Source organism: Polaribacter vadi (genome assembly GCF_001761365.1).
Lineage (GTDB): Bacteria > Bacteroidota > Bacteroidia > Flavobacteriales > Flavobacteriaceae > Polaribacter > Polaribacter vadi.
This window is the reverse complement of the sequence record NZ_CP017477.1, coordinates 2,681,021-2,696,510: the sequence shown is the minus strand read 5'-3', so window position 1 is coordinate 2,696,510 and position 15,490 is coordinate 2,681,021. Positions and strand designations below refer to the sequence as shown.

The 15,490-nt window shown below is 30.2% G+C and carries 14 protein-coding genes; 10 read left to right on the top strand and 4 right to left on the bottom strand.

The window, feature by feature from the left end:
• Positions 1-84 precede the first annotated feature (84 nt).
• Genes glmS through LPB03_RS11645 form a run of 3 tightly spaced genes read right to left on the bottom strand, consistent with a single transcriptional unit; the run spans position 85 to position 4,339 of the window.
• Positions 85-1,941 (bottom strand): glutamine--fructose-6-phosphate transaminase (isomerizing), encoded by a 1,857-nt coding sequence (gene glmS / locus LPB03_RS11655; protein WP_065319776.1) that lies wholly within the window; start codon positions 1,939-1,941, stop codon positions 85-87.
• Between the two features lie 24 nt (positions 1,942-1,965).
• On the bottom strand, positions 1,966-3,519 hold the full coding sequence (locus LPB03_RS11650) for a DUF4270 domain-containing protein (RefSeq protein WP_065320131.1): 1,554 nt from the start codon (positions 3,517-3,519) through the stop codon (positions 1,966-1,968).
• A gap of 10 nt (positions 3,520-3,529) precedes the next feature.
• Complete coding sequence (locus LPB03_RS11645; RefSeq protein ID WP_065319775.1) at positions 3,530-4,339, bottom strand: glycogen/starch synthase; 810 nt, start codon at positions 4,337-4,339, stop codon at positions 3,530-3,532.
• A 97-nt stretch (positions 4,340-4,436) separates the two neighbouring features.
• Between LPB03_RS11645 and panC the strand changes: the two genes are divergently transcribed.
• The 10 genes from panC (at position 4,437) to LPB03_RS11595 (ending at position 12,255) form a co-directional block, all read left to right on the top strand.
• Entirely contained in the window at positions 4,437-5,285 is an 849-nt protein-coding gene (gene panC / locus LPB03_RS11640; RefSeq protein ID WP_065319774.1) for a pantoate--beta-alanine ligase, read from the top strand.
• Positions 5,286-5,312: 27 nt separating this feature from the next.
• Positions 5,313-5,663: an aspartate 1-decarboxylase gene (gene panD / locus LPB03_RS11635; RefSeq protein WP_026776382.1), complete on the top strand. Its 351-nt coding sequence runs from the start codon at positions 5,313-5,315 to the stop codon at positions 5,661-5,663.
• Positions 5,664-5,665: 2 nt separating this feature from the next.
• A complete protein-coding gene (locus tag LPB03_RS11630; protein WP_065319773.1) occupies positions 5,666-6,610 on the top strand; it encodes a lysylphosphatidylglycerol synthase transmembrane domain-containing protein in 945 nt (314 codons plus the stop codon).
• Between the two features lie 197 nt (positions 6,611-6,807).
• A complete protein-coding gene (locus LPB03_RS11625) occupies positions 6,808-7,068 on the top strand; it encodes a hypothetical protein (RefSeq protein ID WP_065319772.1) in 261 nt (86 codons plus the stop codon).
• A complete protein-coding gene (locus LPB03_RS11620; RefSeq protein ID WP_065319771.1) occupies positions 7,069-7,371 on the top strand; it encodes a type II toxin-antitoxin system RelE/ParE family toxin in 303 nt (100 codons plus the stop codon).
• 8 nt (positions 7,372-7,379) lie between these two features.
• Positions 7,380-8,741, top strand: coding sequence for a DNA repair protein RadA (gene radA, locus LPB03_RS11615; protein ID WP_065319770.1), 1,362 nt, complete (start codon positions 7,380-7,382; stop codon positions 8,739-8,741).
• 86 nt (positions 8,742-8,827) lie between these two features.
• The gene (locus LPB03_RS11610) at positions 8,828-9,409 is read left to right on the top strand and encodes a HupE/UreJ family protein (RefSeq protein ID WP_065319769.1); all 582 of its coding nucleotides are present in this window, start codon (positions 8,828-8,830) and stop codon (positions 9,407-9,409) included.
• A 58-nt stretch (positions 9,410-9,467) separates the two neighbouring features.
• Positions 9,468-9,893 (top strand): deoxycytidylate deaminase, encoded by a 426-nt coding sequence (locus tag LPB03_RS11605; protein WP_065319768.1) that lies wholly within the window; start codon positions 9,468-9,470, stop codon positions 9,891-9,893.
• A complete protein-coding gene (locus LPB03_RS11600) occupies positions 9,886-11,481 on the top strand; it encodes a S41 family peptidase (protein ID WP_065319767.1) in 1,596 nt (531 codons plus the stop codon). Before LPB03_RS11605 ends, LPB03_RS11600 begins: the two co-directional genes overlap by 8 nt.
• 15 nt (positions 11,482-11,496) lie before the next feature.
• Positions 11,497-12,255: a UDP-2,3-diacylglucosamine diphosphatase gene (locus LPB03_RS11595; protein WP_065319766.1), complete on the top strand. Its 759-nt coding sequence runs from the start codon at positions 11,497-11,499 to the stop codon at positions 12,253-12,255.
• Between the two features lie 51 nt (positions 12,256-12,306).
• Here the strand turns inward: LPB03_RS11595 and LPB03_RS11590 are convergent, their stop codons facing one another.
• Positions 12,307-15,282 (bottom strand): TonB-dependent receptor, encoded by a 2,976-nt coding sequence (locus tag LPB03_RS11590; protein ID WP_065319765.1) that lies wholly within the window; start codon positions 15,280-15,282, stop codon positions 12,307-12,309.
• Positions 15,283-15,490: the final 208 nt, after the last annotated feature.

Sequence of the window (15,490 nt, the reverse complement as noted above, 5' to 3'; positions counted from 1 at the left end):
TATATTTTTGGTATTTATTTCTTTTTTAACAAAAAAAATCCAGCTTAAAAAAAAGCTGGATTTTTATATATAAAAATAAAATTATTATTCTACAGTAACTGATTTTGCTAAATTTCTAGGTTGATCTACATTTTTACCTAACATTACTGCAATATGATAAGATAGTAATTGTAAAGGAATTGTAGTTAACAAAGGCGTTAAAGCTTCTTCTGTATCAGGAACTTCAATTACATGATCTGCAATTTCTCTTACTTGTGTATCACCCTCAGTAACCACAGCAATAATTTTACCAGCTCTAGATTTTATTTCTTGAATATTACTTACTACTTTCTCATAATGACCTCTATTTGTTGCAATAACAAAAATTGGCATATTCTCATCAATTAAAGCAATAGGTCCGTGTTTCATTTCTGCAGCTGGATATCCTTCTGCATGAATATAAGAAATTTCTTTTAACTTCAAAGCTCCTTCTAAAGCTACAGGAAAGTTAAAACCTCTACCTAAATATAAACAGTTAGTTGCATCCTTATAAACAGCTGCAATACTTTTTACATGCTCATCAATTTTAAGCAATTTTTCAACTTGCCTAGGAATTAATTGCATCTTTTTAAGATAATCTTTAAAAGTATGGTCTGCTAACGATCCGTTTGCTTTTCCTAATTTAAGTGCTATTAAAGTTAACACAGTAATTTGTGTTGTAAATGCTTTTGTTGATGCTACTCCAATTTCTGGACCTGCATGTGTATAAGCACCAGAATGTGTTTCTCTTGCAATAGAAGATCCTACAACATTACAAACACCGTATACAAAAGCTCCTTTAGATTTTGCTAATTTAATAGCAGCAAGCGTATCTGCAGTTTCACCAGATTGTGAAATTGCTATAACAACATCTTTATTGGTTATAATTGGATTTCTGTATCTAAATTCAGAAGCATATTCTACTTCTACAGGAATTCTAGCCATATCTTCAAAAAGATATTCTCCAACCAAACCTGCGTGCCAAGAAGTACCACAAGCTATAATGATAATTCGGTTTGCGTTTAAAAATTTGTCAAGATTATCATCTATACTAGACATCTTAATCATATTTTCTTCCACTAACATTCTACCTCTAAAAGTATCTGTAATTGCTTTAGGTTGCTCATGAATTTCTTTCAACATAAAATGATCGAAACCACCTTTTTCAATCTGATCTAGACTCATTTGAAGTTTTTGGATAGTTGGCTCTACTTTAGAGTCATCATTTATCTTAAAAACTTTAATTCCTTTATCTAATTTAATAACTGCCATTTCTTCATCTTCTAAATAGATGGCATTTTTTGTATATTCTAAAAAAGGTGAAGCATCAGATGCTACAAAAAACTCTTTGTTACCTTGCCCAACTCCAATTGCAATAGGACTTCCTAAACGTGCAACAACAATTTCATTAGGTCTATTTTTATCGAAAACAGTAATTGCATAAGCTCCAACAACATTTGTTAATGCTAATTGAACAGCTTTCCCAAGTTTACACCCTTCCGTTTTTTTAACTTCTTCAATTAAGTTAACTAAAACCTCAGTATCTGTATCACTTTTAAAAATGTAACCTCTTGAAATTAATTCCTTTTTAATAGTATCGTAATTTTCAATAATACCATTATGAACAATTACTAATTCTCCAGATTGAGAATAATGTGGATGAGAATTTACATCATTTGGAACTCCATGAGTTGCCCAACGTGTATGACCCATACCGATTTTACCCACTTTTCTTTCTTCTTCTGCGTCCGTGATTTTTTCTAAATCTGAAACTTTTCCTTTGGTTTTAGAAAGATGCATTTTTTCACCATCATAAATCATGACACCTGAACTATCATAACCTCTATACTCTAATCTTTTTAAACCATTAATAACTATTGGATAGGCATCTCTATAACCTATATAAGCTGAAATTCCACACATTGCATTTTTTTTTAGTTAGTTTTTTTATTTTTTTTCTGAGTATGATATTTTTAATATTGGTCTTTTATTATCGTTTGTAAGTAAATTATTAAAAATTGTTACAGCTTTAGGGTTCCAGCTATAATTTACAAAGGAATCATCAGTAGTAGAACTTGGTAAATCTGAAGGATTAAAAGCTTTTAATTTTAATGTAGAATCATACGTAATTTCTCCGCTTAAAATATCAGATAAATAATCAGTAAGGCTAAAAGTATATTGATCTCTATCTGCATTTAAAAAACCAAGGATACCTCCAAAATCACCTTCACTGTATGCATCTTTTATTTGACTAAATGTAGGGTTTGGTGAAACTCCATTACTTTTATAAAGGTATAATCTTTCTGGAATATTCTCTGTATCTGCAGAAGGATCTACATAAAAAGTTAAAGTAGCTTCATTAATCAACCAATCTTGCGCTTTTATTTTTAATTCATCTATTTTATTCTGATCAAATAAAGTAATATTACCTTCACTGCCTGCAGTTCCTTGTATCTTTATATTATCATTATCTGTATACCCTTTCTCCTCCATCTTGTAAGTATTAATTCTAAAACCTGATAATGGAAAAGAATTATTTTTTGTTACTGTTCTTAAAGTATCAGTTGTTCCTTTATTTAACACAGTATTTGTATAATATACTTCTATAGATGGTCTTAAATTTGAGTTCGCATTATTAAAATTAAATGATGTTAATGATCCTTCATTACCTGAAGCCTCTAAAATTACTCCTCTAAAATAATCATTAAAAGCTGCTTGTGAAGAAAATTCAGTTTCTTCGTATTTATCTAAAAATAACGTTTTAATTGTAGCTTTGTCTAAAGGAATTCTAGCAAAAGGTACAGGAATTGTACTTGTTGCAGAAGCGAAATACCTCACAGTATCTGTTTTAAAAGTCGTATTATTATACAGCTTTCTTTTTACTAAAACCTTTGTACTATCTTCACTTGGTATTAAAGGATAATTAAGTTGACTATTTAATGGATCTCCAATTTTCTCAAAATCAGCATCAGAAAAAAACTTATTTGTCTTTGTTGGATCTTCTAAATTTAATTGACTAATATATGTATTAGTTCTATAAATATTTAGATTAAAAGGTTTGGTTTTATCTCCAATTACAGAATCTATCTCAAATTTTGTTGCATCAGCATTTAAACTAACTTGGTAAGGTAGTTTTAAAAAGACTGTATCAATAACACTAAAAACATCTGTTGTATCTGTAATATCTGCATCATCTATAACTTTTAAACCTAAAGTTATACCAAGTTGAGAAACTATAGAAGCTTCTAACTTTTCATAATCTGGGCTGGTATAAACTCCTAATAAATATTGTCCCAGTTGTCTTGATATATTATCTGATTGAATCCTTACTAAAGGACTATTTTCTGCAGTAACATAAACTGAATCAACATTAGTATCAAATTTTATGTTACTAATAACGTTAGAGCCAATATCGGTAAAATCTTTTTCGCAAGATACAATTGCAATTGATAAGCATACAAATACACTTATATAAACACTTTTTCTAATAAAATTTCTCAATGTAAAATAATTAATTGGCTGCAATTAAATCAGCATAAAAATTCAAATAAGCTTCTTTTAAATTCTCTTCTTGATATTCTAAAACTGGCATTTCTTGTTTTTCAATAAAAGAAATTAAATCCTCATCAATAGATTCACTTCCATGAATAATTGCATCAGAATTTTCGATAGCACTTTTTAAAATATTAACATGGTTTGGGGTTTCAATCGTATCTGTTTTTGCAGACTTGTTTAAGTCAAACTTTACTTTATCTGCTAAACCTTCATTTAACTCACCTTGAAAACCATTACTATATAAAGAAGTTACAATTTTACTTTCTGTAAATAAAGGTTCTTCTTTATAAAATTCTTTTAAATAAAGGGGCAATAAAGAAGCCATCCAACCATGTATATGAATAACATCTGGAGCCCAATTTAATTTCTTAACAGTTTCTACAACACCTTTTGCAAAGAAAATAGCTCTCTCATCATTGTCTTCAAAAAGCTCATCATCTTCGTCTGTAAAAACGGCTTTTCTTTTAAAATATTCTTCATTATCGATAAAGTAAACCTGCATTCTTTCTTTAGGAATAGAGGCTACTTTTATAATTAAAGGCATATCTATATCATTAACAACTAGATTCATTCCAGAAAGCCTAATGACCTCATGTAACTGATGTCTTCTTTCATTAATTACGCCATATCTTGGCATAAAAATACGGGTTTGAACCCCTTTAGAATGGGCATTTTTAGCAGAGGTAAAAGCTGTTTTCGACAACTCTGTTTCTGGTAAATAAGGCACAACTTCAGACGATACAAATAAAATTCTTTTGTCTTTCATTAAATCAAACTCTTTTATAAGATGCGCAAAAGTACAAATTATTATGCTAATATGATGTTAAATTGGTAAGTTTGCACTCTTTATACAGTATCTTACTATGATAATTTTTACAGAAAAACACGCTTTAAAAGTTTATTTATCAACCTTAAAAGCTCAAGATAAAACAATTGGTTTTATCCCAACAATGGGAGCTTTGCATCAAGGACATTTGTCTTTAATTAAACAAGCTCAGCAAAAAAACGACGTTGTAATTGTTAGCATTTTTGTAAATCCTACACAGTTTGACAATAAAGAAGATCTTGTAAAATATCCTATAACTTTAGAAAGTGACACCAAATTATTAAAAAGCATTTCCTGTGATGTGCTTTTTCATCCTTCAGTCGAAGAAATTTATCAAGAAAATGTCGTTTCAGAAAATTTCGATTTTGATGGTTTAGAGCATCAAATGGAAGGCAAATTTAGAGATGGGCATTTTAATGGAGTTGGTACCATCGTAAAAACATTGTTTGAAATTGTAGAACCAGACAAAGCTTATTTTGGACAAAAAGATTTTCAGCAATTCCAAATCATCAAAAAAATGGTTGAGAAACATCAACTAAATTTAAAAATTAAAGGATGTAAAATTTTTAGAGAAAAAGATGGTTTGGCAATGAGCTCTAGAAACACAAGATTAACCAAAGAACAAAGAGAAATTGCACCCTTTATTTATAAAACACTTAAAAAAGCAAAGAAAAAGTTTACTACAGAAAATGTTGAAAAAGTGAATGAATGGGTAGAAAATCAATTTAAAAAAGAACCTTTATTGGAGTTAGAGTATTTTACAATTGCTAATGAAAAAACATTAGAAACTATTAACAAAAAAGAATCTGGTAAAAAATACAGGGCTTTTATCGCTGTTTTTGCTGGTGAAATTAGATTGATAGATAACATTCAATTAAAAAATTAGTAATTAAAAAATGTTTATTTTTGCAAAATGTTAGTACAAGTTGTAAAATCAAAAATCCATCGTGTAAAAGTTACAGGTGCAGATTTAAATTATATAGGAAGCATTACCATAGATGAAGATTTAATGGATGCTGCTGGTATTATTGAAGGTGAACGTGTTCAAATTGTGAACAATAATAATGGAAATCGTTTAGAAACATATGCAATTCCTGGACCTAGAAAAAGTGGAGAAATCACTTTAAATGGTGCAGCTTCTAGATTGGTTGCTGTTGGCGATGTTTTAATTTTAATTGTATATGCTTTTATGGAATTAGAAGAAGCAAAGAAATTTAAACCACAATTAGTTTTTCCAAACGAAAAAGATAACACACTTACATAATTTTGGATATTAAAAAAGTTTTAAAAATAATAATACCTCTCATTTTGGGAGGTTTTTTGGTTTGGTATTCACTAACAATTGTTTCTCCAGAAGAATTAGTTCAATATTTTAAAAGCGCTAACTATTGGTGGATTGCTCTAGGGTTATTCTTCGGAATTTTAAGCCATTTATCGAGAGCTTATAGATGGAAATTCCTATTAGAACCTTTAGGCTATAAACCAAAATTCATTAATTCTACATTAGCAGTTTTAGTAGCGTATTTAATGAATATCTTTTTACCAAGAGCTGGCGAAGTTACAAGAGCAGCAGTCATGACGAACTACGAAAATATTCCGTTTGAAAAAGGTTTTGGAACCATTGTAGCAGAAAGACTTGCAGACTTAATAATGATGTTACTCGTTGTTGGTATTACTCTTTTTATCCAGTTCGATTTTATTTGGGAACTCTTAACAAAAGATTTCAATCCAGTAAAAACCTTTGGTAGTTTACTAATCGTAATAATCGTTTTCACTGCTTTTATCTTATACATCAAAAAAGGAAAATCAAACTTTGCAATCAAAGTAAAAGGCTTTTTTCTTGGTTTAAAAGAAGGCGTTTTTAGCATTCTAAACATGAAAAACAAATGGGCTTTTATATTCCATACTGTTTTTATTTGGGCAATGTATATAGCTATGTTTTGGGCAACAATTCCTGCTGTTAATGGTTTAGAAGTTCCTGTTGGTGGTATTTTAATTGGCTTTATTGCAGGTGGTTTTTCAATTGCTGCAACCAATGGTGGTGTAGGTTTATATCCTGTTGCTGTTGCAAGTGCACTCGCACTTTTTGGTATAGATAAAGTAACAGGAAACGCTTTTGGTTGGATTATGTGGACAGCACAAACTGCCATGATTATCGTTTTTGGAGGGTTGGCATTTTTGTTATTACCAGTCGTAAATAAAAATAAATAACTTCGAGTAATTTTTTTAAAAAAATTGTATCGAGAAGTTGGGCGTTTCCTAAAAAGGTCGCGCTTTCCACTATATCTTTTTGCTGAAAAAGCAAAAAGGATGTCGTTTCAATCGCTAACGCAAATACTTGCTAGCTTTTGGGAAACCTTTGAATTTATTTCTTGTTTAAAATTACTATCTTTGGTAAAAGCAACCTCATGAACACAGAAGAAAAAAGAAAAACATTATCTAAATGGATTTTAGAAACAGATGAAAATGTTTTAAACGAAGTGGAAGCTATTTATAATTTAAAATCTAAAGAAAAACAAAGCTCTAATGATATTGTCGCTTATACAATATCTGGCAAAGCCTTGAATAAAGAAAAGTACATAAAAAAAATTAAAGAAGCAGAAGCTTCTTTTGATGAAGGCAACTTTATTACATCAGAAGAATTAAAAAAGAAAATGCTTTCTTGGTAGATGAAATTAAAAATTATTTGGACTATAAAAGCTGAAAATGATTTAAATTCTATTTTTGAAAAAGTTAAAGAAATGACTTTATCAGAAAATTTAGCACAAAATGCTGTGAATGAAATTTTTGAAACTTCAACAAACATTCACTTTACTGAACAATTTCAAGTCGATGAATTTTTAGGTAAACCTTATAGAAGAATTATTGTAAGAAATTATAAAGTAATCTACATTTCAAAAAACGATAAAGAAATCCTAATACTTCATATTTTTAACACATCTCAAAGTCCATCAAAACTTTTAAGAGAATAATAATTTAAATGGCAAAAACTAAAACAACCTTTTTCTGTCAAAATTGCGGAACTCAACATGCAAAATGGGTAGGACAATGTGGTGCTTGTAAAGAATGGAACACCATTGTTGAAGAAGTAATTCAAAAAGAAGAAAAACGCGTTTGGAAACAATCTACAACAGCGAAACAAACTATTAATAAACCCTTAAAAATTGCTGATATTCAGTTAAACCCTGAAGAAAGAGTAATTACAAACAACAACGAATTAGACACAGTTTTAGGTGGTGGTTTGGTAAAAGGTTCTGTAACACTTTTAGGTGGTGAACCAGGTATTGGAAAATCGACTTTATTACTACAAGTTGCCTTAAATATCAGCCAAAAAGTATTGTATGTTTCTGGCGAAGAAAGTCAATCTCAAATAAAAATGAGAGCAGAAAGATTAGAAGGCATCAACTCTAAATGTTTAATTCTTACTGAAACAAATACGCAACAAATCTTTAAAAATATTGAAGAAACTGAACCAGAAGTTTTAGTAATAGATTCCATACAAACATTACACACAAGCTCCATTGAAGCTTCTCCTGGAAGTATTTCTCAAATAAGAGAAACTGCTGCAGAATTGATAAAATTTGCCAAAGAAACTGCAACTCCAGTTTTGTTAATTGGGCACATCAACAAAGAAGGAAACATTGCTGGACCAAAAATTTTAGAGCATATGGTAGATGTCGTTTTGCAATTTGAAGGCGATAGAAATCATACCTACAGAATATTAAGAAGTCAAAAAAATAGATTTGGTTCAACATCAGAATTAGGAATTTACGAAATGCTTTCAAATGGTTTGAGAGAAATTTCAAATCCGTCTGAAATATTAATTTCTAAAAAAGATGCAGATTTAAGTGGAACAGCAATTGCATCAACTTTAGAGGGAATTCGTCCTTTAATGATTGAAATTCAGGCGTTGGTTTCAACAGCAGTTTATGGAACTCCACAACGTTCTACAACTGGTTATAATCTAAAAAGATTAAACATGATTTTAGCTGTTCTCGAAAAAAGAGCAGGTTTTAAACTAGGTGCAAAAGATGTTTTTTTAAATATTACAGGTGGTATAAATGTAGATGATCCTGCTATAGATTTGGCTGTTGTTGCTGCAATTTTATCTTCCAATCAAGATATTGCGATCAACCCAAATGTTTGTTTTGCTGCAGAGGTTGGTTTGGCTGGAGAAATAAGACCTGTTTCTAAAATAGATCAACGAATTTTAGAAGCAGAAAAATTGGGTTATAAAACTTTTGTGGCATCAAAATACAATAAAATCTCATCAAAAAATCACGGAATTAAATTGGTTTTAGTTGGTAAAATTGAAGAGGCTTTTGCTACTTTGTTTGCTTAAGTAAAGTAAAATTAACACACAAAATCACTTTAAAAACAGTAATACTTTTTTAATATCTTTGGTGCTTTCTTAATCTAAAATTTAAAATGGACGATTTTATTCTATATTTTAAAATGGGGCTTACACATGTGCTCGATTTTTCTGCTTACGATCATATTTTATTTTTGATAGTTTTAGCGGTTATCTTTACTAATTTTCAATGGCGAAAAGTAATTTGGTTGGTTACCTTATTTACACTTGGCCACTCTATAACACTAGCTTTATCTGCTTACAAAATTTTGGAAGTTAGAATGGATTTAATAGAGTTTTTAATTCCTTTAACCATTTTTATAACAGGATTAATCAACATTATAAACGCAAAAAAAGAAGCCAATAAAACAGGAAATATCAACTTAATATTAGCGCTGTTTTTTGGTTTGATTCACGGTTTAGGTTTCTCTAATTATTTTAAAATGATGATTGGTAAAGAAGAAGACAAACTATTTCCTTTAATAGAATTTGCATTAGGTATTGAAGTAGCTCAAATAATAATCGTTTTAAGTATTTTAATTATTGGCTATCTTTTAAAATCTTTCTTTAAAGTACAAAGAAGAGATTGGATTTTGGTCAGCTCATCAATCGTAATCGGATTTTCTACACAAATGATGCTTGACCGCGTTTTTTGGTAATCAAAATTTTGTCTATTAATTAACGTTACATTTCTACAAATCTTTTTAATTTCGTTGCATGACAGAAAAAAAGCAATTAAAATACGATAAAGCCTACTTAAAAATGGCTTTAGAATGGGGTAAACTATCTCATTGCAAACGCAAACAGGTAGGTGCTTTAATTGTAAAAGATAGAATGATAATTTCTGATGGTTTTAATGGCACACCAACTGGTTTCGATAATTGTTGTGAAGATGAAAATGGCGAAACAAAATGGGAAGTTTTGCATGCAGAAGCCAATGCAATTTTAAAAGTAGCTTCCTCTACACAGTCTGCAAAAAATGCGACTTTATACATCACTTTATCACCTTGTATACAATGTAGTAAACTTATTCATCAAGCAGGAATTAAGAGAGTTGTGTATGCAAAAAACTACAGAGATTCTTCAGGATTAGATTTTTTAGAAAAAGCAGGAGTTGAACTTCAATATTTGCCTTATGAATAAAAACAACTTACCTATTTACTTTTCAATTGCGGTTGTTCTGGGAATTTTAATTGGCGTTTTTTTTGGCGGAAATTCAAGTAATTTATTGGCTTTTACGGAAACTCAAAAGCAAGAACAAAAAATAAAAAAGCTCATCAACTTTATTGAACAAGATTATGTAGATGATGTAAATACAGAAGAATTATTAGATGGCGCAATTACACAAATGTTGGGAAAATTAGATCCACATTCTGTGTATATTCCAAGAGAAAATCTGCAAGCTGTTACAGAAAATATGCAAGGTAATTTTGTAGGTATTGGCGTTCAGTTTAGAATGATAAAAGACTCAATTACTGTTGTGCAACCCATTAAAGGTGGCCCAAGTATTAAAGTAGGAATTAAAGCTGGAGATAGAATTTTAATGGCTGATAATGACACTTTATACAACAAAAATATGTTTAACAAATTTGGAGTAAACATGTTTACAAACAAAGTTCCTGCTTATTTAAAAGGAGAACCAGGCACTAAGGTTACACTACAAATTTATCGAAAAAGCACAGATTCCCTTTTTAAAGTTGATGTTACTCGTGGCAAAGTAAATATTAAAAGTGTCGATTTAGCGTATATGATTAATGATTCTGTTGGTTATATAAAATTAGATCGTTTTGCAAGAAACACATACAGAGAATTTAAAACTGCTCTTGGAGATTTGATTGATCATGGAATGACAGATTTGGTCTTGGATCTGCGTGGAAATGGAGGTGGATTTATAGATATTGCCAACAGAATTATCGACGAATTTTTAGAGAATAAAAAGCTAATGGTTTTCACAAAAAACAACAAAAATTTTGTGGAAGAATATTTTGCAACCTCAATTGGTTCTTTCGAAAAAGGTGGTTTGTATGTTTTAATTGATGAAAATTCGGCATCAGCATCAGAAATTGTAGCTGGTGCATTACAAGATAATGACAAAGGAACCATTATTGGAAGACGTTCTTTTGGTAAAGGCTTAGTGCAAGTAGAAATGGATTTGGGTGATGGTTCTGCAGTTCGTTTAACAACTGCAAGATATTACACTCCAACAGGACGTTCCATTCAAAAACCTTATGATAAAAATGGCGATAAAGACTACAGAAAAGATTATCAAGAAAGAATTGCAAATGGAGAATTATTAAATAGAGACAGCATAAAAGTAGTAGATTCTTTACAATACAAAACGCCAAAAGGCAAAATAGTTTATGGTGGTGGAGGTATTATTCCTGATGTTTTTGTAGCTGTAGATACCACTTCTTACATGTCTAGTTTTTATTTTAATTCAATTAATAATTTTGCCTTTGATTATGTTGATAATAATAGAAAAAAATTAGCAAAATGGAACATTGCAGATTTTGTAAATAATTTTGATACTGATGAAACTGTTTTAGATTCTTATTTATCGATTATAAAAGATAGAGAAAACCCATCTTTCAAGACCAAAGAAAGTTTAAAAAAATACTTAAAAGCCTCAATTGCAAATGTGCTTTTTGGTGATGTTGGTTTCTACAGAATTATGCATCAAGATGATAAAATGTTGCAGAAAGTTTTGGAGTTGGAAAGTAAGGTAGAATAGCTTTTCTTTGTTGCAATGATTTCCATAACAACATCCAACAACAAAAAAGTATATTTTGCTTCAGATCAGCATTTAGGTGCTCCAACTCCTGAAACTAGTTTTCCTCGTGAAAAAAAGTTTGTTTCTTGGTTAGATGAAATAAAAGAAGATGCAGAAGCCATTTTTTTACTAGGCGATTTATTCGATTTTTGGTTCGAATATAAAACTGTTGTTCCCAAAGGATTTGTTAGAGTTTTAGGCAAATTAGCCGAAATCAAAGATTCAGGAATCCCAATTTATTTTTTTGTTGGGAATCACGATTTATGGATGAATGATTATTTTGAAAAAGAATTAAACATTCCTGTTTATCATAAGCCACAAGAATTTATCATCAACAATAAAAAGTTTTTAATTGGTCATGGAGATGGTTTAGGCCCTGAAGATAAAGGCTACAAACGCATGAAAAAAGTGTTTACTTTTCCTTTCTTTAAATGGCTTTTTAGATGGCTTCATCCAGATTTAGGCGTAAAACTAGGGCAATATATGTCCGTTAAAAACAAAATGATTTCTGGTGATGAAGATGCCAAGTTTTTAGGCGAAGAAAACGAATGGTTGGTACAATATTGCAAAAAAAAGTTAACCGAAAATCATTATGATTATTTTGTTTTTGGCCACAGACATTTGCCTTTAGAAATTAATTTATCAGCAAAAAGCAAGTATGTAAATCTAGGAGATTGGATTCAGTATTTTACCTATGGTGAATTTGATGAAACATTTAAACTTCTTAAACATTAAGCATAAAAAAAGCGACAATTAAATTGTCGCTTTTTAAACATATAATTTTTATTATTTTAAATTAAAACTTACTCTAGCAAATAAGAATCTACCTCCAATACCAAATTGTTGAGATCTTCTAGACCAGTCAAAACGACCACCACTTCTATTTGCTTCAATAGCTCTATCTGGATATACATCTAATAAATTATTAGCACCAACAGTTAACGTTAAATCTTGTGTAGCTTTGAAACCAAGAGATAAATCCGTAACAATTTTAGAACTAAAAGTTTGCTGATTTGCAATGGTATTCGTTGCTTCTGATACCTCACCAAAATAGACGTTTCTTAAGAACACATTAAAACGACCCGCTGTTAAACTATTTGTCAAGTTTATTTTAGTTCTTGGTACAGCTTCTTCTAAAAATATTCTACTGTCTTCAGGAAAATAAGTTCCTTCTAAACCTGCATTTTTCAAAATTTGAGAAGAATTTATACCACCTACTTGTTCTGTTTTAGAAAATGTAGCAGCTAAATCAGTATTTAACCTCATATTATTTCCAAAAGTTGCTTTGTGCGTTATTACTAAATCAATTCCTTTGGATTGTGTATCGATTGCATTTGCAAAGAAAGAGGCAGCTGTTGCATTAGCTTGTACTAACAACCCTTGTAATTCTGTATTTGCTGCATCAATTGGATCTCCATTTCCATCTACTTGTGGTGCAAACTGACCTGTATACACTACTCTATCATCAATATTTACAATATAACCATCTACCGTAAATGTAATATTAGCATCTGGTAATTTAGTTGTAAAACCTGCACTAAAACTATTAGAAGTTTCTTCTTTTAATTGAGGAATTCCTAATAATTTAGCAGCTTTACTATCATTAGAAAAAGTACCAACTTCTACAGGAATACCATCTTGAAAAATAGTTGAAGTTGAGTTATAATTTAATTGATGTAAAGATGGCGCTCTAAAACCTGTGTTAAAAGAAGCTCTCAATCTTAAATTATCGGAAACTTTATAAATTGAAGCTAATTTAAAGTTTAAAGTAGAACCAAAATCTGAATAGTTTTCAAAACGTGTAGCAAAAGTAGTTGAAAATGTTTCAGAAAACTTTGCATCTAAATCTACATATGCAGCAACACTACTTCTATCTCTGTCCAATTCGTTTTTTGGACCAAATCCAGGAAATACTTGAGAACCACCAGGTCTTCCACTGCCAAAAAAGTCATTTAAAGGACTTGTACCTGCAACACCATTAAAAGGACTTCCATCTGCTTGATACTGTGTATAGGATGATTCTTCTCCAGCAACAATTTGGTAATTCTCAATTCTATGTTCTGCTCCAAAAGCAACACCAAAACCATCAAATGTATCCTTATAAAATTTAGATATATCTAAATTAGTAGTGTTTTGTGTAAATGAAAATCCACCAGCATCAAAAGTTGTTGGAGATGCAACTCCTTGAGATGCATTATAGGTATTTCCAATGATAAAATCGAACGCATTTTTCCCATACGTGTTTGAAAAATCCACATTCCAATCACCAATTTTACCTTTAATACCAACAGCTAAAGATTGATCTGAAATTGTTGAATTAATTTCTGGTAAAAAACCATCAATATAAGCTGGCGTAAACGTTCTACTTTGATTTGGTAATCTATAAAAACCAGCAGAATTACCTGCTCTAGAACCTACACCTGCAAAAGAGTAAATTTCTGTTCCATTATCATCTAAAGGAAGTTTAAAGTTTGCAAAAAATCGCCCACTTCTTACTTTAGATTGTCCAACTCTCATATTAAAATCGGTTCTGTTTAAACCTCTTGCAGCTAACTCAGAAGTAGTATTGTCAATAGGAGAAACCCCTGTAATATCACCTGAACTGTTAAAAGTAAGTTGTGTTAAAACACCTGCAACAGAGTTTAATCCATCATTAATTCCAATTAAATCAGTTTTAGTGGCATTAGAATTTATTCCTAAACCTGCTTGATTTCCATATTTTATAACATCAGTTAAGTCAGCATCAAACAAATCATTTAAACTAGCACCATCTGCATTTGCAAGACGTTCTATAGTATTAAAAGTATTAAAAATAGAACCTTCCCATTCTTTCATTCTGTTGTAATCTTCACGCACATCAAAATCTCCAGAAAATGTAATAAAACCTCCATTGTCTCCTAAAGGTAAACCATAGCTTGCACTAATATTGGTAGTTTCTCCATCTGAACCACCAGTTTGTTCGTTAGAATTTTTACTAAAATGAGCTCCAGTAGTTACAGCAATCGCTAATTCATTTACAGTTTCATTTAAAACAATATTTATAACACCTGCAATTGCATCAGAACCATATTGTGCTGCTGCACCATCTCTTAAAACCTCGATTCTTTTAATAGCTGCTGCTGGTATTGCATTTAAATCTGTACCTACAGAACCACGTCCAAAAGTTCCATTTACATTTATTAAAGAAGAAGTATGTCTTCTTTTTCCGTTGATTAACACCAATACTTGATCTGGCCCTAAACCTCTTAAAGAAGCAGGATCTACGTGATCTGTTCCATCTGAAATAGTTTGTGTGTTTGATGTAAAAGAAGGCGCCACAAAATTTAAAATCTGATTTAAATTAACCTGTGGTGCCATTGCTGTTAATTCTTTAATATCTACAATATCAATAGGTACAGGAGAATCTATAGCAGTTCTATTAGGATTTCTAGATCCAATAACTATTATTTCTTCTAAAGATTCACTTCCTTCTTCAATAATAATATTTAAAAAAGAGGTGTTTTTTACATTCACTACTTTGGTTTTAAAACCAATTGATGAAATCACTAAATTTACTGGTAATTCTTTTACAGTAAGACTAAACTCACCATTTTCATTAGTGGTGGTTCCATTTGTAGTGCCTTGAACTACAACATTCATAAAAGGTAATACTTCACCAGAAGCATCTGTTAATTTTCCTTTTATATTTTGCGCAACCAAACTTATTGGAAGCAACATTAACAAAGAAAAGATTAAAAATTTGGTAAGTTTTTTTTGTGTCATAGTAAATTGGATTTTCAGTTATACACAAATATTAGCATTTTAATTTTAAAACACAAATAAAATTAATATTAATATAAAATTTTATTAATATTTTTAATGATTATATAATATATTAACAAAATTAACATAATTTTTTTATTTTTATTCTAAAACTATCTTTAACCTTCTTTTAACAAGAATAATTTTGTTAAAATTGTAGCTTTGTTTG